The sequence below is a fragment of the Paraburkholderia sp. PGU19 genome, assembly GCF_013426915.1.
Lineage (GTDB): Bacteria > Pseudomonadota > Gammaproteobacteria > Burkholderiales > Burkholderiaceae > Paraburkholderia.
The window spans coordinates 1,819,243-1,837,135 of the sequence record NZ_AP023181.1 but is presented as its reverse complement, the minus strand read 5'-3'; the positions used below and the strand labels follow the sequence as shown (position 1 = coordinate 1,837,135).

Sequence of the window (17,893 nt, the reverse complement as noted above, 5' to 3'; positions counted from 1 at the left end):
TATTTCTCTGTGTACTTTGCGTGACAGTGAGCCGTTTCTTTAGACAATTAATAAAATATTTGCTTGCCTTCTCTATTCAACTTCCCGATTGAAATTGGAAAAAATCTATTCTTTAGCGATATTTACTGCAATACGCGTCTGTGCAAACGTTTGCCATCCGTAGTAATGCGAAACCACTTGATTTGACGAACCTTTGCGCGGAATCTTCGGCGTTGCCATAGCTCCCGCTACGTTCACCAGAAAATAGCTGACCTGGGAATGTCGCATCGGTTATTCACCGCTTTTAATCGACCGCAAACGATTGCCTGACGTTAAGTCTACGTAAATCACGTTTATTGAAAGCGGAAAATAATGGTCCTGATGTAGCGCAAGTCAGAAGCGGTCAATTTCAGCAAGCGCCGCTCATCAACAAAGCATCACCGGACGATCTTCACAACCCACTTCTCCCCGCCGCGTCGAAACTCGAAAAGGCCGGCGGTTCAGCGGGTGATGCAGCCTCGGTTTGGGTGTCCGCGCGTTTTGCGTTAAAATGTACGAACTAGTTAGTTTTATGCAAATCAGCGCCGTATTTTCGGGCGCATTTGCCCACATCGCATTTGTCGCGCCCAGCCATCGCCCGGCGCGCGATACGGCGATGCCCACGGCTCAGTGCGAACAGCGCTTCGCGCTGTTCGAAGCGCATGCCGAGGCGCGCTGAGCTGGCCGTTCGTCACCGCGCAAGCCCCGACTGAACGGCCACCCGAGCCAATCCATCACGATGGAAGCGAACACGCGTCGACCTCACGGCCGACTGTACGCGAACGCCCGGCCCCGTAGCGCTTCGCATGCCCCAACTTTTGCGTACCCATGAAGACAAGCAATGTCCAAGCAACCTCAAACTAAGCCACTATCGACGACGGCCCGCGTCGGCCTGACGCTCGCCGGCGCGCTCGGCCTGCTGCTCGGCCTGTACTTCGCGATCGGCGGCGCGCTGCTCGTCGCGCGCGGCGGCACCTGGTATTACCTGCTGATGGGCCTCGCCGTCTGCGCGACGGGCATCCAGCTTGCGCGACGCAAATCGGGCGCGTGTGTGATCTTTGCGGTCGTGATCGTCGCGACCGTGCTGTGGGCCGTCTGGGAAAGCGGATTCGACTTCTGGCCGCTGCAGGCCCGCATCTTCATGTTCACGATGATCGGCATGCTGCTCGCGCCCGTGTATCCCGCGCTGCGCCGCTTCCAGGGCAAGCGCCCGGCGAAGGGCGCGGCATGGACGGCGAGCCTCGCGCTGCTGGCGTGTAACGCGCTGTTCGTGTACGGCATGTTCGTGCCGCACGGCACGTTCGGCACCGAGACCAACGCGATCAACGCGAAGGGCGACACGGGCACCGGCGACTGGTCCGCGTACGGCCACTCGGCAGGCGGCGACCGCTTTGCGGGTTTTACGCAGATCGATCGCAACAACGTGAAGAACCTGCAGGTCGCGTGGACCTTTCACACGGGCGACGTGCCCGTCAGCCCTGGTGGCGGCGGCGCGGAAGATCAGGAAACGCCGCTGCAGATCGGCGACACGCTGTTCATATGCTCGCCGCACAACACGGTGATCGCGCTCGACGCTGCGAACGGCCACGAGAAATGGCGCCATGAATTCCCGACCAGGACGACTGTCTGGGTGCGCTGCCGTGGCCTCGCTTACTTCGACGCGACGAAACCCGTGCAGCAGCCGAACATCGCAAATTCGACGCCTGTCACGCCCGTTGCACTGCCGGACGAGCACGCCGCCTGTCGTCGCCGCATCTACATGAACACGATCGACGCGCAGCTCGTCGCGCTCGATGCCGACACAGGCAAGCTGTGCGAAGACTTCGGCAATCACGGCGTGATCGACCTCAAGGCCGGCCTCGGCCAGGCGGCGAGCCCGCTGTACGAACTGACGTCGCCGCCAACCGTCGCGGGCACGACCGTCGTGGTCGGCGGGCGTGTCGCGGATAACGTGTCGCTCGACATGCCCGGCGGCGTGGTGCGCGGCTTCGACGTGATGACGGGCGCGATGAAGTGGGCGTTCGATCCGGGCAACCCGCAAGACAAACAGGCACCCGCGCCCGGCAAGACCTTCGTACGCTCGACGCCGAACGTGTGGGCGCCGATGTCATACGACGCCACGTCGAACACTGTGTACATGCCTGTCGGCAGCGCGGCGATCGACTTGTGGGGTGTGAAGCGCACCAAGCTCGACGAATCCTACGGCGCCTCGATTCTCGCGCTCGACGCGACGACGGGTGTCGAGAAGTGGCACTTCCAGACGGTCCATCACGATCTGTGGGACTACGACGTGCCGATGCAGCCGACCCTCGTCAATTTCCCCATCGACGGCAAGACGGTGCCGGCGCTGATCGTCGGCACGAAGATGGGCCAGCTGTTCGTGCTCGATCGTCTGACGGGCAAGCCGCTGACGAAGGTGGTAGAACAGCCGGTCAAGTCCGCGACGATTCCGGGCGAGCCGTATGCGAAGACCCAGCCGTTGTCGGTCGGCATGCCGCAGATCGGCGCCGATGTGCTGAAGGGCGCCGACATGTGGGGCATGACGCCCGTCGACCAGATGATGTGCCGCATCATCTTCCACGGCATGCGCTACGACGGCCTGTTCACCGCGCCGGACACGGACACGTCGCTGAGCTTCCCCGGCTCGCTCGGCGGGATGAACTGGGGCGGGCTGTCGTACGACCCGAACGCGGGCATGATCTTCGTGAACGACATGCGCCTCGGGCTGTGGGTGCATCTCGTGAAGGAAGAGCGCAAGGGCGGCACGTCGAACGGCAACGAAGCCGTGAACGCGGGCATGGGCGCGGTGCCGCTTGGCGGCACGCCGTATTCGGTGACGAAAGACCGCTTCTTCTCGCCGCTCGGCATTCCGTGCCAGAAGCCGCCGTTCGGCAGCCTGACGGCAATCGATCTGAAAACGCGCAGCATCGCGTGGCAGGTGCCGCTCGGCACGGTGCGCGACACGCGTCTGTGGGGCGTGCAGATGCACATGCCCACGCCGATTGGCATGCCGACGATCGGCGGTTCGCTCAGCACGGGCGGCGGCCTCGTGTTCTTCGCGGCGACGCAAGACTACTACCTGCGCGCGTTCGACAGTTCGACAGGCAAGGAAGTCTGGAAGGCACGACTGCCCGTGGGCAGCCAGGGCACACCGATGAGCTATGTGCTCAACGGCAAGCAGTACATCGTGATCTCGGCGGGCGGCGCGCGCCAGTCTCCGGATCGCGGCGACTACGTGATCGCCTACGCGCTGCCGCAATAACGCGTGCCGCGCGAGCCTGATGCGTGCGCGTTCGCTGCACGCATCAGGCGCTCGCCATCGTGCCAGCTGCGCACAGACTCACCTCTTCCCTCATGAAACGTTCATTACTTGCGTCGCCCGCTGTGCGACGCACGTCAATTGCATTCGCCGTGTTCGCCGCGCATGTCGCAAGCGCTCACGCGCAGGCGTCCGTCACGCTGTACGGCGCGCTCGATACCAGCATCGAAATCACCAACCCGGGCGCGGGCTACGTCGCGCGCATGGATTCCGGCGCGTATCGCGGCTCGCGCGTGGGGCTGCGCGGCGCGGAAGATATCGGCAACAGCGTCCAGATTCTGTTCGACCTTGAGAATGGATTTAGCTCAGGTAACGGCTCGCTCGCTGTCGCGGATACGATCTTCAATCGCCAGGCGTGGATCGGCGCGGCGACACCGTATGGCACCGTGCGCATCGGCCGCCAGTATTCGCCGATCTACATCCCCTTCAAGGGACAACTCGACGCGTTCGGCGCAGGCACGATCGCCTCGGGCCTCAATAATCTGTCGAAGATCACGCCGTACGCGAGCAACGCGATCACGTATCTGTCACCCGAATTCCACGGCTTCTCGACGACACTCATGGCGATCGTGCGCGGCCCCGCCGACGGCGACGGCAACGGTCTCGCCGGGCATATCGAAACCTTCGCGTGGCGCAACGGGCCGTTGCGGGTTTCCTATGCGCACCAGCAGACGCATGGCGACGGCGCGCTGCGGGCGAATCTTGGCGGCATGTCGTACGCGTATGGGGCGCTGACCGGTTTCGTTTCGTTCTTCAACGGCGATGGCGGCACGCCGCGTTATCACAACGACGGCGTGTCGGTGTCGGCACGTTACGCGGTCAATGCACGATTTCGCGCGTCGCTCGGCTATGCGTATCTGCGCGACCGTTCGGGCGGTGACAATAACGCCGACCAATTCAGCGCCGCCTGCGAATACGATATGTCGAAACGCGTGCTGCTCTATGCAAGCGCAGGCTGGTTGAGAAATCGCGGACAGGGCGAATTCACGCTCAAGGGCGTGAACGTCACAGGCCTCGCACCGTCGTGGCCTGGTGCGACAGTGCGAGGCGTGCAGTTGGGGATGATCGACCGGTTTTAGGCTGTCTGTTTCATCGCGTTGTAGCTGCCTGCTGCGAAAGACTACTCGCGACTGCCCGCATCGCGAGCAGATAGCCCTCCGGGCCCAGGCCGCAGATCACGCCGCGCGCCGCCAGCGAAATCAGCGAATGCCGGTATTGCTCGTCACGCTGATGAATATTCGTGATGTGCACTTCGATCACCGGCTGACGGATCAGCTTGACGGCATCCAGCACGGGAATCGACGCGAACGAAAAACCGGCGGGATTGATGATGACGGCCGCGTCCGCTTCGAACGCTTCCTGCAGCCAGTCGACCATCACGCCTTCGTGATTGGTCTGACGAAACTCGCAGCGCACGCCGAGTTCCGCCGCGAGCGCTTCCGTTCTTTCCTTGATCTGCGCGAGCGTCGTCGTGCCGTACAGATGCGGCTCGCGTTTGCCGAGCATATTGAGGTTCGAACCGTTCAACACATAAACCGTTGGTTTCATCTTGCTTGCCTGCGTTTCAATGGGAATGGGATTGCATCGAGCCGTGCGTCTCCGCGCCCATGACTTCGGCCTTGGAGTCCGCGCGATTCATGTCGATGCCGAGCGTTTCGGGCGCAGTCAGAATCGCGATGAGCGAGATCACGTTGAAGGCGACGCATACAGCCACCACGCCCCACGGCGAGCCGTTGCACACCGCGAACAGCCACACGGCGAGCACGGGCATCGGGCCGCCCGCGACGAGATTGGCGCCCGTGTATGCGAGTGCCGAGCCCGAATAGCGCACGTTGGTCGGAAAGGCTTCTGCGAAAGCAACCGGCTGAATGCCGCTCTGAAATTGCGTGAAGCCGAGAAAGAAGCCCATCGCAAGCAGCATCGGCAGGAAGCTCTTCGTGTCGAGAATCTGGAAATAGAAGAAGAGCATGGCGAGTGTCATGGATGATCCTAGCGCCAGCGCCTTGCGTCGTCCGATGCGATCGCTCAGCATGCCGCCCGCCAGCGCGCCGGCGATCGCGCAGACATTCGCGCCCATCAGCAACAGAAAGCCGGTTTGCTTCGGCACGCCGAGTGTCTTCGTCACATAGCTCAGCGAGAACACCACGATCAGATAGAAGATCGCCGCCGGGCCGCAGAAGAACAGCATCCAGCGCAACACGGTGCGCCAGTGCAGACGCAGCGCATCGCGCAACGGACTGCCCACTGCCACGACTTCCGTCTTGCGCAGCGCTTCGAACGCGGGCGTCTCGCTGACCCGCAGACGGATATACACGCCGACGATCACGAGAATGAAGCTCATCACGAACGGAATGCGCCAGCCGTAGCTGTCGAATGCATCGGCGGACATCGCCGTCGACAGCCCGAGCAACACGCCATTCGCCATGATCTGGCTGAGCGGCGAACATAGCCCGAGCAGGCCCGAGTATTTACCGCGCCGGTCGGCGCTCGCATGCTCGATCGCCATCAGTTGAGCGCCCGTCGATTCGCCGCCCAGCGCAAAGCCCTGCAAGATGCGCAGCAATACGAGCAGCAACGGCGCCCACACGCCGATGCTCGCGTAGGTCGGCAGCAGGCCCATCAGCATCGACGACAGGCCCATCACGGACACCGTCGCGAGCATCAGGTTGCGGCGGCCGAGCTTGTCGCCCAGATGCCCGCAGATGATGGCGCCCAGTGGCCGCGCCGCGAGGCCGACGCCGAATGTTGCCAGCGACGCCAGCAACGCGGAGGTCGAATCCATGGCAGGAAAGAACAGCTTCGGCAGCACGGTCGCCGCCAGTGCGCCGTATAGCGTGAAGTCGAACCATTCGAGCGCGGTGCCGATGGCGGCCGCCGTGACGGCACGGGTGCGCATCGCCTGTTGCGCGGGTAGATGCGATGGGTTGCTCATTGTGTCTCCTCTCCAAACCTTTGTCGTTTCGGCGGCGCATGCCGCGGTGCTCTTTTCTTCGCTCGCGCCGTTGCCGCCGTTGCAGTGACGCATAAAGGCCATGAACGATTCCACAATGACCCTTCGCGTTGCACGAAGAAATGTCGAGGCTGATGGCATCGTCAGTTTCGAACTCGTGAGTCTCGACGGTCGCGATTTGCCCGCGTTCGATGCCGGTTCACACATTGACGTCCACTTACCTATGGGACACGTGCGGCAATACTCGCTTTGCAGCGCGCCCCATGAGCGGACTCGTTACCAGATTGCCGTGTTGCGCGAACCTCAGTCTCGGGGTGGTTCCGCGGGCATGCATGAAGCAGTCCAGGAAGGAGCGGAACTGCGAGTTAGCAGACCTCGAAATCACTTCGCGCTCGCGTCCGGTCCGGTTACGCATCTGCTGCTAGCCGGGGGCATCGGACTCACGCCGCTACTTTGTATGGCGCAGCACCTTGACCGAGCCGGCGGAGACTTCGAACTGCATTACTGTGCGCGTTCACGTTCGCGCGCAGCCTTCGTAGAGCGGCTTGCTAACGAACCCTGGTCCGAGAGGGTTCGGTACCACTTTGACGACGAAAACGAGCAACAACGACTCAACCTGGATTACCTGCTTAAAGAGGCAAGCTCAAGTACGCATCTCTACGTCTGCGGCCCCCAAGGCTTCATGAACGTCGTGCTGGATGCGGCGCGCGCAATGGGCTGGCCGGAGAATCGGCTGCATTACGAGTTCTTTTCGGCACCCGCCGTCGACACCTCGTCTGATGGGACGTTTGAAGTTTCCCTTGCACGTACCGGGAAGACGGTAGCGATTCCCGCAGACCGCACAGTGACGCAAGCCCTCGCGGACGCTGGAATTGACATTCCGGTTTCGTGTGAGCAAGGCATCTGTGGAACCTGTCTCACTCGCGTACTCGACGGGGAGCCAGACCATCGAGACCTGTTCCTGTCTCCGGAGGCGCAGGCACGCAACGACCAGTTTCTGCCGTGTTGCTCCCGTTCGAAATCCAGGCGGCTCGTGCTGGACCTGTAACGCTGCAAATCCGCAATACACGCCTGGCGTTCTTTGAATGCCGAATGTCGAAACGAAAGAAAAAGAGGGCGGCAAACGCACGCCCTCCCTGGAGGAGTCGTGGAAAAGAATCTGACGTCGTCGAGTGACGCCCCGGGTGCGGCCTGGGCCGCGTCAAACGCAGGTGAAACGGAGGCAAGCCCCTACCGTTGGGTTGCGTTATTCATCGTGTGGGCAGCATTCCTTCTCAGCTACGTCGACCGCGTCGCGTGGAGCACGGTCGCAGCGCCTGTTGGTTCATCGCTTGGTATCCAGGTTTCACTACTCGGCGCCTTCGTGACCGCGTTCTACGCAGGGTATGTCGTCGCAAACATCATCGGTGGCATGCTGACAGACGTCCTCGGCGGGAGGGTCATGATGACACTTGCGTTGCTGCCGTTGGGTGTCTTCACATTCTGCTTTGGTGAGACGACGTCGTTGACGGTAGGTATCCTGATTCAACTGGCAATGGGTTTTGCCGCCGGCGCAGATTATTCGGCCGGCATGAAAGTGATTCCAGCGTGGTTCACGCGAGACCGTGGCCGAGCGATGGGCATCTACACGACGGCGACATCGCTGGCTGTGGTGCTCGCGAACGCAATTGTGCCATCAATCTCGGCCCAGTACGGCTGGTCCAGCGCCTTCCGCATGCTGGGCATTGCCACATTTTCCTGGGGCATAGTCTCCCTCCTGTTTCTCAAGAATCGTCCGGGAAGCGAGCGGGCCCCGACACGGAACAGTGCAAAGGAGATGCTCAGCCTCCTGCGCAATCGCAACCTGATTTTTCTATCGATTGCCGGGTGCGGCGGACTCTGGGCGACCGTCGGATTTGGCGCGTGGGGAAATGCTCTGATGACGCGCCAATACGGCATATCTCCTGTAGTGGCTGGCTCAATCATCGCGTCCTTCGGTATCGGCGCGGTCATTGCGAAGCCGACGCTCGGATGGATTTCTGACCTGCCCGGAATTTCGCGTCGGCTGATGTCCATCCTGGTCCTCATCGCGTTCGCCATCACGCTGGTGATTTTCGGGATGTGCTCGACCGTCACGCAGTTTTATGTCGTCGCACCGGTTCTGGGCGCATTCTCGTATGGCTACCTGCCGGTGCTGATGGCACAGGTGAGCGATGCATCCGGAAAACGTCTGGCGGGAGCGAGTGCCGGTTGGACAAACGCCATTTGGCAGCTGGGTAGTGCTGTGTCTCCCTTGGCCGTCGGACATGTATATGGCGGGACACACTCCATCGTACTCGCGGTTCTCACGCTCGCTATCGGGCCGGTCGTCGGAATGATAGCGATGTTGTTCGTGGGCAAGCGCATCGCCCAAGTCTAATCCGCTACACAAGGTGTGACGCAAGTCGAGCAATTCGGTCACATGTAAATCTATAAATTAGTACACCTACAAATACACGCAAGGAGATACGCTTGAAATCGAATCACACTACGCGACTGGCAAGGACTGTGCTCGTTGCTACGACATGTTCTTCGGCGACTATCACGGTGCATGCTCAGTCTTCGGTGACGCTATACGGTATTGTTGACTCGGGCGTCGAGTACGTAACTCACGCTGCCAAGCAAGGTTCCGGCAACGTATTTCGCGTGAACACAGGCAATCGTATCAATTCACGTTGGGGTTTCACTGGAAAGGAGGACCTGGGAGCAGGTCTGCGCTCGATTTTCACGCTCGAATCTGGTTTTGCGACGAATAACGGGACATTGCAACAAGGGGGCCGGTTGTTCGGCCGCCAAGCATTTGTCGGCCTGGAGAGCGACAAGTTTGGCGCCGTCATGGCTGGCCGGCAAATGACGCCGATGTATCGTTACTTCTTGACGCTCGACCCGCTCAACTATTCCAGCTACGGACTGTCGGCGCAGGATTCGCAGTTTGTTGGACGTGCAGATAATGCGCTCGAGTATCTGGGACATGCTGGCCCGTTCGAGCTGAACGCGCTTTACAGTTTTGGCTACGATTCGACGATTGTGAACGGTGCCCAGGTCCCGGGGGAATTTCGCGTTGGCAAGCAATTTGATGTCGGTGGTCGGTATCGGCAAGGGCCGTTTAATTTGAGTTTGGTTTATGAGCAGCGCCAAGGCACAACTGTCGCCTCGTCTGGAGACAGCGAACGGCGCTATCTCGCGGGCGGTTCTTGGACCATCGGCGACGCGACCTTGTACGCCGGTTACGAACTTCTTTTGAACGACATCGTCGCTACGCTTGCCGCTTCCCCGCCCCAGACCATGGTATTTGGGGGCCTCCGCTATAAGATAACCCCCGCGTTTCAAGTATCGGCCGCCTCTTACTATCACGCGTTCCGGACAACCTCTGCGCACGCGGTGAGTTCAGGGGTCAACGCAGATTACCTGTTATCGAAGCGCACCATGCTGTACTCAGATATAACGTACGTCATCAACAGCGCCAAATCTGCGTTGAGTGCAACAGGGTCGACCACCCCGGTCGCGACCGGTGCTAACCAACTTGCGGTGGTTGTCGGAATCGTACATTCGTTCTAGGTTAGCCTTGGTCTCCGGGACATCGCGGATTGCAAAGGATTGTACGAGCTGGCGGCGCGCTTCTAAAGGTAGTCCAAACGACCATGAGACCAATCCATTCCGCGACTCCAGGTCCGACGGTCCAACACCCTGGTAAAGAACGACATCATCTTCGACGTTGACACCTTCTGCCGCCACGACTTCCGGCATGGAACCCCAACTCGAGCCCGCCTCCGGTCTTCACTACGCTGAAAGATACCAGCTCGACAACAAAGTCGTAATAGTCGTAAGGCGCACCGGCAACGCGTTGATACGTATCAACAGGGCCGGTAGTGTGCCGACAAATCTGGAAGCCAGCGAATGCTGGTGAGATGCGTAACGGCCGACGCGCTTTTCGTCCTAGCCCCTACGTCGATGGTGGCGAAGCCGGGAAGTCTCCCTCCGGCGAATCACACGAGCGCGCCGCATTTTCGGACTGGAATGACAGCAGCGCCGGGACGTTCACGTCCTCATCGATTTCCGGCCAGACCAGTTGCTGATGGTCCATCGAGATGGCCAAGTGTTCGCGCTCCGCCGCCGTCGCCGCCTGGAGCACCGGAAACCAGTCCAGTGGAAATGAAACGGCCCGGCCGTCGGACATGTCGAGAAACAGGTGTGTGCTGTCGAAGCGTACGTCCACCGCAGCGCCTTCCATGGCCGCCTCCTGAACGGGATGCAATCCTGCAGCGTAGGCCGCGGCGACCCCGCGTTCAAGCACCGAAAAGACTACGTTTCTGGGGAAGCGACCGTTGGCACGAGCGCGCGGATGAAAGCTATCCATGGCGCGTGTCTGCCTGGGGCCGTCGTTGTTATGAATTGGGACGGCCCTCGTGTGCTTCCCGCCGACACGATAACTGAGAGTGCTTCAGGCATCCGGCGCCGGGAGCGCCTACGGGTCTACGCTCAACTACCACCGAAGAAGATATTGCATTGCGGGTCCGTCCTGCACCTCTCCGCGACGCGCCTGCCGGCTTGCGTGTTTGTGGCGGGCATTCCGCCATATGACTGATACGTCATATCCGTGGCCGCCGCCGGCGTAGCGAGGTTTTGCTGCTGCTGCGCCTGCGGCGCCAGCATCGTGTCCTGGGCGTTTGCGAGCCCCGGCATTACCAGCAATCCGCCAGCAGCAAGTACGGCCATCAACCGTGATTTCATGATTCACTCCTTGCTTGACCACCTTCAAGGCTTCCCCGGGGGGGTTGCGTTATTCGCGCACCACCCTCCGCACTCGCGCCCTGGCGGCATCGGATACGGTTGGTGCGGACGCCATCTGGAAGACACGCCGGGCCGGGGTACGGAGCGTAGCTCATCCAGGCGCGAAATTGCGATATCGGCGGGACTTGTGAACCCGCCGATGCATCTCGCACCTGTGGGCTTTGTTATAGGGCGCGTGTCTGATAAACAAAGGAGCAATGCGAAAATACCCTGCGCTGCCCCGACCCTCATGACGGCGTGATAACCGTCCCGGAACCGATATGTAACTGGCTACCGGCTACCTGCGGCTGAACGCACTGGCCGGTCGCCAGGAAGGCGCTCAAATCATCGGGTCCCTTGGTCTCTTGTTCGACCCGTGATTGTTCGCGCCAGGTCTTCTCGTGGACCCCGCCCCGCGACGGCTTTCTGATGGGTCGCGAAAAAATGACACACAATTCGGCACCCGCCTTGCTGATATAAGCTTGTTGTAAGAGCGCGCGCCGCACATGGGCGCGCAGCAAGGAGTACGTCATGAAACCGCCTGATGCAGCGTCGTGCGCACGCAGCGCCGTTGCGGTGGTGGCGCTGTCCACAGCCCTGTCCGGTTGCTACTACTACGTGCCCTACGGCTACGTTCCCTACGGTGATGTGCCGACGGCGGCGACGCAGCCATATCCGTTCATGGTGCCCGATGAAGCCATACCCGGCACGGTGTCAGATGCGACTGCATCGACGAACGCCTATGTCGCCACCGCCGCGCCCGTCTTCGTCGAGCCTGCGTACTACCCCGCCCCGTATCCGTACTACGGCTGGCCGTGGTGGGGACCCTCGGTGTCACTGAGCTTCGGCTATTGGGGCGGCTGCTGTTACGGCGGAGGCCATCATGGCCACTGGGGCCATGGAGGCTGGGGCGGGCACGGCTGGGGCCACGGACCCGGAGGTGGCTGGTCCGGCCAGAGCGGCTGGACGGGCCACGGATATCGATGGCGGGGCGGCGGTGGTGGCTGGGGCGGCGGTGGCGGTGGCGGTGGCGGCGGTGGCGGTGGCCATTACTGGGGCGGCGGCGGAGGTCACGGGCCTGTGCACTGAACTGACTGACCCGGGATGCGGCACCGCTGCAAGCGATTCCAGGCACCGCCCCCGACTGAAGCACTAGCCGACAAATGGTCCCTGGATACTTTCATCCTGCAAATCGTTTATGTAACGCTCTTCATAGCTAGCGGCGGAGGTACTCGGCGGCCCCACAGACCCAGCCAAGACTTGACCCAGAGCATGGACGCGGCGGGTGTTGGCGTTCTCAGCGGGTAGCGGGCCGGATACCCGTCAGTTCATTCTCGCCCCGTCTTCCCGCGCAGCAGCGCCAGCGCTCGCAGGATAGAGTGATGTGACTACCGATGCTGGCCTCAAAAACGACAGCAGCATCTCGACCTGCATCGCGGACACTGCCTCGACGGCAGACGGCGCCGAGTAGTCCCGCCCGACAAACGCCTTCAGGGTGAACCGGTTGGACACCACGTAATAGCCCATTGCGACCAGAGTCACGTAGAAATCCAGCGCGTCTACATCGGCCCGGAATTCCCCTGCAGTTGCGCCACGCGCCAAGATTGCGCTCAACGAGCGAATCACCGGCGAACTGGCCTCTCGCAGTTTCGCCGAGCGCTCGAGATATTGCCCTTCGTGCAGATTTTCGTTGTTGATGAGGTTGAGCCACCGGGGGTTCGCCCGAAGGTAATCCCATGTGGAGCGCGCGAGCGCCCGAATGGCGTCTGCGGGTGGCAGCCCCGACAGGTCCGGGCTCACTTCATGAGTCGCAAACTCCACGTACATGGCCTCGAGGACGGCGACGTAGAGCCCTTCCTTGCTTTCGAAGTAGTAGTAAAGCATCCGCTCGTTCGTGTCGGCGGCGGTGGCAATTGCGTCGACACGCGCTCCGGCGAGCCCGTGCGTTGAGAACTGTTGCGTCGCGGCTTCCAGAATCCGCCGGCGCGTGCCCTCGGGGTCTCTTTTCACTTTGTGTTCGTTCATTGTCGGCTGCTCCATCTTTGCAGTGGAAAGCTTGGGTGACGCGGCCATTATGCGCGAGAGCCGTTGTACGATGGCGCTCCCGGCGACAAACCCTGACTGCGGCACCTCGTCAGACAAGCGTCTGACCCAAGACGCTCACGGTACCCTTGCATCGAGTTCAGAACGCATGACCACGCTTTCCTGGGCCGTCGGCTCATTGCGGGCGATGACGAAGACGGCGGGGGTCGGGCCGCGGTTGACGGCGACATGGGGAACGCCGGCCGGGGTGAAGATGTAGTCGCCGGGACGTACCACCTGCCGGTCTTCCAGTTCCTCGCCCGTGTAGAACTCGATTTCGTCGCCGCTCAGCATGTAGTGCGCGGTGTCATGGTGTTCGTGAATGTGGGCCTTGGTCCGCCCTCCGGGCGGGACTGACACCACGCCGAGGTAGAGGACCTCAGAGCCCACCGTCTCCCTGCTGATACCGGGTGCATGTACGGAGCCCTGCTGGGACATGTAGCTGTCGCCACCACGAACGACACGGCCCACTTTCGCCCTGGATGAGGTTTCCATTGCGCACCTCCGGTTTATCGACACGTCTGATGTCGAGCCCACATGGCAATCACTATAGGCGACAGAAGAAATGGTTTCTAAGGGTCAGGACTTCGACTCTCGGTTCCGCTGGCCAGGCAACCAGGTGACGTTATCGACATCTTCAGGCAGGCCGGCAACCAGGAGCACGGGAGTTTGTTGAGGAGACGAAGAACCGGAGCGGAATGTGAAAAGAGTCGCGGCAGTAGGCTCATCGGCGTGCTGCCGCCGCCCAATTTCTGCTTGTCGACTTACACCGGCTGGATGTTGGCTGCCTGCTTGCCTTTCGGGCCCTGCTTCACCTCGAAGCTGACCTTCCGGCCTTCCTGGAGCGACCTGAAACCTTTGCTCTGGATTTCGGAGAAGTGCGCGAAGAGGTCATCGCTGCCGTCGTCCGGCGTGATGAATCCGAAACCCTTCGCGTCGTTGAACCACTTCACTGTACCGGTTGTCATTTTTCTAGGTGCTCCAAAAGCGTTGTATCAAGGCATGACGTTTTTCGCCAAAGCCTCAGCCGTTCCCTGTCGAAAGGTAGCCATCTGAAGATTGGCAGCAGGAGAGGAAGGCCGTCGTGTGTTACCGCACATAACAGGTGTGACCCGCGCGCCGCATTACTGCGGCGACGCTGCGGGAGGTCCCATCCAATATTGCTGCTGCCACATCATGTTGTTCATCATTTCCTGCTGCATCCGCAGGTACTGGTCCGTCATGTACTGCCGTTTCCTGAGCTGTTCGGGCGTCAACTGGGAGTAATACCCTCCCATATGCCCCCAACCGCCCATCATGCCCGGGCCGGCGCCGCCCGTCATGCCGGGGCCCATCCCGCCATGTCCCATCATCCCAGGTCCCCACATGCCGTGCATGGTGCTCATTGCGCTCTGCATCGTAGCCCAGTGTTGCTGCAGGAGCTTCTGACGTTCCTGCGGGTCCTGGGTCTTGCGAATCTGGTCCATCTGCGCCTGCATGGTTTTCATCTGCTCCTGAAACTGGGCCAGACTCTTATCGAATGCGGCGGTATCCGGGCTCTGAGCCTTGGAACTGCTTTGCGCGCCCGCAACATCCTTCGATGCGGCATAGAGTGCCGGCGACGTCAGCGCCGCGCAAAATACCATCGCGATAACGATTTTCTTCATAGGGCCTCCTGACGTAGCCGGCAGCCGAAGTGAAGCTGTCGGCAAATTGAAGGCTACCCGTGAGTCGGTCATCTCTATTGATGCACGTCAAGAAACTGCCCGCTACGCCTCCGGCTTACCGTTCACCGTGGCAGGGCGGACGGCATTCCATCACCTTTATCGAGAGTAAAATTCGCCTGACGATTCACGGCGGTCATGGAAACTATGGCTTGCGATTGTGGTCACCCGAGCGCCGGCACAAAGGCAGAGCGCAGAACCCTGCAAATCGCCCTTATGCTGAACTCGGCGATGTTTGTGGTCGGCATGGCGGCCGGTTTATGGGCGCAGTCGAGCGGTCTCATGGCAGATGCGCTCGACATGCTCACCGATGCGACAGCGTATGGCCTCAGCCTGATGGCGGTGACACGCGGCGCCCGCTTAAAACGCGAAAGCGCCGCCGTGTAGGTGCCGCGACTGACCTTAAGCTTCGGTGTAGGACTATTGCTGAGCTTGTAGGCGCGCATCGGCACGATGCTGTGCGGCGCGCCTTTTTGGCATCACGCGGAACCGGTCGGCAGCAGTACCGGCTGCTCGCACGGGCGCGCTCCGGTCAGACGCTGACGACGTATTCGCAAAACCAGTCGTTGAACGCTTCGAAGCCCTGCACGGTCACCCCGAGCCGGTGCGCATTCTCGCAGGCCCGCAACGAGCATCCAGCACGCGGCTTCCTCGAGGTCGGCTTCGAAGTCCGGCGCATCGGTACTGTCAAAGTGGCGCAGCGCGTTGCTGACCCGGTTCTCAGCGTCGTTGAAAGTCTTGCGGTCCAGCGATTCGTCATGCAATGCGGTGTGCATCAGGTCGGCCGCGTCGAATTTCCAGTCCAGAACCGCCGGCTTGCCGGCGTGCCGCAATGCCTGGCCCAATACCCGTTCGGCCGCGCTGGCCAGGGTAATGGCCGAGGCGAAGCGATGGCGCTCCAGGAACGCATCGAGCGCCATCTCCAGCTGCCCGCGTGCGAGGTCAATACGGTTGCAGGCTTGTGAGGTCATGCTCACTCCGGAGACGGATGCGGGATGCCCCAGTCTATTGCCGCCGCGGCGTTCGCAAGAGAATTCTTTTCGAGGCCAGTTTGCGCGTTACGGCGCGCCCTAAAGTTTCAGCGCCCAGAACCCGATAAACAACCTCGTAGGGCGGCAAGGTGCCCTGTTCGAGGCGCCTCTACGCATGCCCGCCGCGCAATAGCTTCCAACCGGAAGGTTGCAATTGCAAATAAGCAAATAGCGGGAGAGAAAGAATGGGGAATCCGGCTGCTCACCGCTCGCCCAGATTGCGAGCAGCCTCACTGTCATCGAGCATCGCCGCAGGGCTCGCTGATGTCTGGCACCTGCTGCTTGCGCTCATGGTCACAACGCTGACCTGCCTCGCCAGCGGAGCGCTGAAAACGATGGCGGGCGAAATCGCACCAATATGGCTCACCAATGCGGTCCTGCTGTCACAGCTGATGGCAGCATCGCGCAGGCAACGATACTGGGTCTTCGCCGGCGGCGTCCTCGGGAATCTGGCGGCAAATCTATACGTGGGCGAGAGCCTCGCGGTATCCGCATCGTACTCGTCGGCCGACATCGTCGAGGTTCTGATTGCGTACGCCTTTGCACCGCGCGTCTCGACCGTCTCCGAGCTGGTTCAACTGAAACCACTGGTGAGATTCGTGACGGGCGGAGTGCTCCTTGCGCCTGCCGTTTCCGGGGTCCTGGCGACGGTGCTGCTGCGCGGGGAGCTGAATGGGCATCTGCTGCTCAACCTGGCCAACTGGTTTATTTCGGATGCGCTAAGCCTTGCCATCTTCACGCCCGCCGCCCTGGTGTTCTGGACCGGCGAGGTGGCGCAGCTCCTGCGTGCTGACCAACTCCGGAAGACCGCCTTCCTGTTGCTGCTGGTTTGCATTGTCACGACAGGTGTATTTGGTCAAAGCCGGTTTCCGCTTCTGTACTGGGCGCTACCGCCCATCGTGCTGCTGGCGTTCCAGGCGGACTTCGCTGGCGTCATGGTGGGGCTGCTGCTGTGTCTCGCCATCGCCGTGTCGTTCACGATGCGCGGGTCCGGGCCGCTCTGGGTCTTTCCCTACGAAACCATGCAGGGCCGCATTTTCGGCCTTCAGCTATTTCTGGTGGCCGCACTGGGTATTGCCTTGCCCATCACCGCCACCCAGGCGCTACGCAACCGCCTGTTCAGGATGCTGCGCGATGGTGAGCGGCGATACCGCGTGCTCGCGGAAAACGCGACCGATATCGTCGTGAGTCTGGAGCTGGACGGCCGGCTCACCTACGTGTCGCCGCGCATTACCGCATGGCTGGGCCACTCGCCTGAACAGCTCATGCGTACATGCCTGCCCGACCTTGCGCTGTGCGATGACCGCGGAGCCCTGGCGGCGGCCATCGAAAAGGTGGCGTCGGGCGAATCCGAAGCTTCCCAGGCCAGTCGCCTTCTGCACAGGAACGGTGGTACCGTCTGGATGGAGACGCATCTGCGCTGCGTCATCGACCCGTTCTCGGGCAAACCGGACTCCCTGACTGCCACCGTGCGCAACATTACTGAACAAAAGCTGGCGGAGCAGCGGGCCGCCGACGAGCGTGCGGAGTTGCAGGGGCTCGCCTTCCGCGACTGGCTGACGGGGCTCTTCAACCGGCGTCATTTCGACCACGAACTGGGACGTCACTGGCAACAGCAGTCGCGGGCCGACAAGGGGGGATTCTGGCGGTCATCATGGCCGACGTGGACGCCTACAAGAGCTACAACGATTGCTATGGTCACCAGCGAGGTGACGAGTGCCTGCGCACGGTTGCTGCAGCAATTTCGTCTGCCGCTTCGCGTGCGACTGATACGGTAGCCCGGTATGGTGGAGAAGAGTTCGCCCTCATCCTGCCGGATACTGACCGCGAGGGTGCGCTGATTGTGGCCGAACGAATCCGGCGGGCCGTAGAGTGCCTTGGCATTCCACACGAGGCGAGCAGTTCGGGCATCGTCACGATTAGCGCCGGAGTCGCCGCAACGCAGGCCGGACAAGAAAGCGACCCTGCAATGCTCGTCGGAGCCGCCGACCGCGCACTGTAT

The 17,893-nt window shown here is 61.3% G+C and carries 18 protein-coding genes; 8 read left to right on the top strand and 10 right to left on the bottom strand.

What is annotated here, in order from left to right:
• Nucleotides 1-859 precede the first annotated feature (859 nt).
• On the top strand, nucleotides 860-3,280 hold the full coding sequence (locus tag H1204_RS37935; protein WP_180733810.1) for a membrane-bound PQQ-dependent dehydrogenase, glucose/quinate/shikimate family: 2,421 nt from the start codon (nucleotides 860-862) through the stop codon (nucleotides 3,278-3,280).
• 92 nt (nucleotides 3,281-3,372) lie between these two features.
• The gene (locus H1204_RS37930) at nucleotides 3,373-4,416 is read left to right on the top strand and encodes a porin (RefSeq protein ID WP_180733809.1); all 1,044 of its coding nucleotides are present in this window, start codon (nucleotides 3,373-3,375) and stop codon (nucleotides 4,414-4,416) included.
• A gap of 10 nt (nucleotides 4,417-4,426) precedes the next feature.
• On the opposite strand, the gene H1204_RS37925 is transcribed toward H1204_RS37930, so the two are convergent.
• Both H1204_RS37925 and H1204_RS37920 read right to left on the bottom strand, forming a co-directional pair.
• Nucleotides 4,427-4,885 carry a type II 3-dehydroquinate dehydratase gene (locus tag H1204_RS37925; RefSeq protein WP_180733808.1) on the bottom strand — a complete coding sequence of 153 codons (459 nt, stop codon included), beginning with the start codon at nucleotides 4,883-4,885 and terminating at the stop codon, nucleotides 4,427-4,429.
• 16 nt (nucleotides 4,886-4,901) lie between these two features.
• Nucleotides 4,902-6,269, bottom strand: a complete 1,368-nt coding sequence (locus H1204_RS37920) for an MFS transporter (protein ID WP_180733807.1) — start codon at nucleotides 6,267-6,269, stop codon at nucleotides 4,902-4,904.
• Between the two features lie 100 nt (nucleotides 6,270-6,369).
• On the opposite strand from H1204_RS37920, the gene H1204_RS37915 reads away from it, so the two are divergent.
• From H1204_RS37915 to H1204_RS37905, 3 genes are all read left to right on the top strand, one after another.
• On the top strand, nucleotides 6,370-7,335 hold the full coding sequence (locus H1204_RS37915; protein WP_180733806.1) for a PDR/VanB family oxidoreductase: 966 nt from the start codon (nucleotides 6,370-6,372) through the stop codon (nucleotides 7,333-7,335).
• Between the two features lie 99 nt (nucleotides 7,336-7,434).
• Complete coding sequence (locus H1204_RS37910; protein WP_180733805.1) at nucleotides 7,435-8,685, top strand: MFS transporter; 1,251 nt, start codon at nucleotides 7,435-7,437, stop codon at nucleotides 8,683-8,685.
• Between the two features lie 92 nt (nucleotides 8,686-8,777).
• A complete protein-coding gene (locus H1204_RS37905; protein ID WP_180733804.1) occupies nucleotides 8,778-9,863 on the top strand; it encodes a porin in 1,086 nt (361 codons plus the stop codon).
• A 385-nt stretch (nucleotides 9,864-10,248) separates the two neighbouring features.
• On the opposite strand, the gene H1204_RS37900 is transcribed toward H1204_RS37905, so the two are convergent.
• The 3 genes from H1204_RS37900 to H1204_RS37890 all read right to left on the bottom strand — a co-directional run bounded on the left by H1204_RS37900 (nucleotide 10,249) and on the right by H1204_RS37890 (nucleotide 11,608).
• Entirely contained in the window at nucleotides 10,249-10,662 is a 414-nt protein-coding gene (locus H1204_RS37900; RefSeq protein ID WP_243468854.1) for a DUF2442 domain-containing protein, read from the bottom strand.
• Nucleotides 10,663-10,784: 122 nt separating this feature from the next.
• A complete protein-coding gene (locus H1204_RS37895) occupies nucleotides 10,785-11,036 on the bottom strand; it encodes a hypothetical protein (RefSeq protein ID WP_180733803.1) in 252 nt (83 codons plus the stop codon).
• A 287-nt stretch (nucleotides 11,037-11,323) separates the two neighbouring features.
• On the bottom strand, nucleotides 11,324-11,608 hold the full coding sequence (locus H1204_RS37890; RefSeq protein WP_180733802.1) for a hypothetical protein: 285 nt from the start codon (nucleotides 11,606-11,608) through the stop codon (nucleotides 11,324-11,326).
• Here H1204_RS37890 and H1204_RS37885 point away from each other — a divergent pair.
• Nucleotides 11,607-12,164 (top strand): hypothetical protein, encoded by a 558-nt coding sequence (locus H1204_RS37885; RefSeq protein ID WP_180733801.1) that lies wholly within the window; start codon nucleotides 11,607-11,609, stop codon nucleotides 12,162-12,164. The two genes, H1204_RS37890 and H1204_RS37885, sit on opposite strands and share 2 nt — an antisense overlap.
• Nucleotides 12,165-12,398: 234 nt before the next feature.
• Here the strand turns inward: H1204_RS37885 and H1204_RS37880 are convergent, their stop codons facing one another.
• The 4 genes from H1204_RS37880 to H1204_RS37865 all read right to left on the bottom strand — a co-directional run bounded on the left by H1204_RS37880 (nucleotide 12,399) and on the right by H1204_RS37865 (nucleotide 14,803).
• The gene (locus H1204_RS37880) at nucleotides 12,399-13,100 is read right to left on the bottom strand and encodes a TetR/AcrR family transcriptional regulator (RefSeq protein WP_180735179.1); all 702 of its coding nucleotides are present in this window, start codon (nucleotides 13,098-13,100) and stop codon (nucleotides 12,399-12,401) included.
• A 135-nt stretch (nucleotides 13,101-13,235) separates the two neighbouring features.
• On the bottom strand, nucleotides 13,236-13,652 hold the full coding sequence (locus tag H1204_RS37875; RefSeq protein WP_180733800.1) for a cupin domain-containing protein: 417 nt from the start codon (nucleotides 13,650-13,652) through the stop codon (nucleotides 13,236-13,238).
• Between the two features lie 269 nt (nucleotides 13,653-13,921).
• Entirely contained in the window at nucleotides 13,922-14,125 is a 204-nt protein-coding gene (locus tag H1204_RS37870) for a cold-shock protein (protein ID WP_180733799.1), read from the bottom strand.
• Between the two features lie 156 nt (nucleotides 14,126-14,281).
• Complete coding sequence (locus H1204_RS37865; protein ID WP_180733798.1) at nucleotides 14,282-14,803, bottom strand: hypothetical protein; 522 nt, start codon at nucleotides 14,801-14,803, stop codon at nucleotides 14,282-14,284.
• Between the two features lie 195 nt (nucleotides 14,804-14,998).
• Here H1204_RS37865 and H1204_RS37860 point away from each other — a divergent pair, with 195 nt between their 5' ends.
• Complete coding sequence (locus tag H1204_RS37860; protein WP_243468853.1) at nucleotides 14,999-15,247, top strand: cation transporter; 249 nt, start codon at nucleotides 14,999-15,001, stop codon at nucleotides 15,245-15,247.
• Between the two features lie 92 nt (nucleotides 15,248-15,339).
• Here H1204_RS37860 and H1204_RS37855 read toward each other — a convergent pair whose 3' ends face one another.
• Complete coding sequence (locus H1204_RS37855; protein ID WP_243468852.1) at nucleotides 15,340-15,831, bottom strand: hypothetical protein; 492 nt, start codon at nucleotides 15,829-15,831, stop codon at nucleotides 15,340-15,342.
• A 245-nt stretch (nucleotides 15,832-16,076) separates the two neighbouring features.
• Here H1204_RS37855 and H1204_RS37850 point away from each other — a divergent pair, with 245 nt between their 5' ends.
• Nucleotides 16,077-17,669, top strand: coding sequence for a PAS domain S-box protein (locus tag H1204_RS37850; protein ID WP_180733797.1), 1,593 nt, complete (start codon nucleotides 16,077-16,079; stop codon nucleotides 17,667-17,669).
• Nucleotides 17,670-17,893 lie beyond the last annotated feature (224 nt).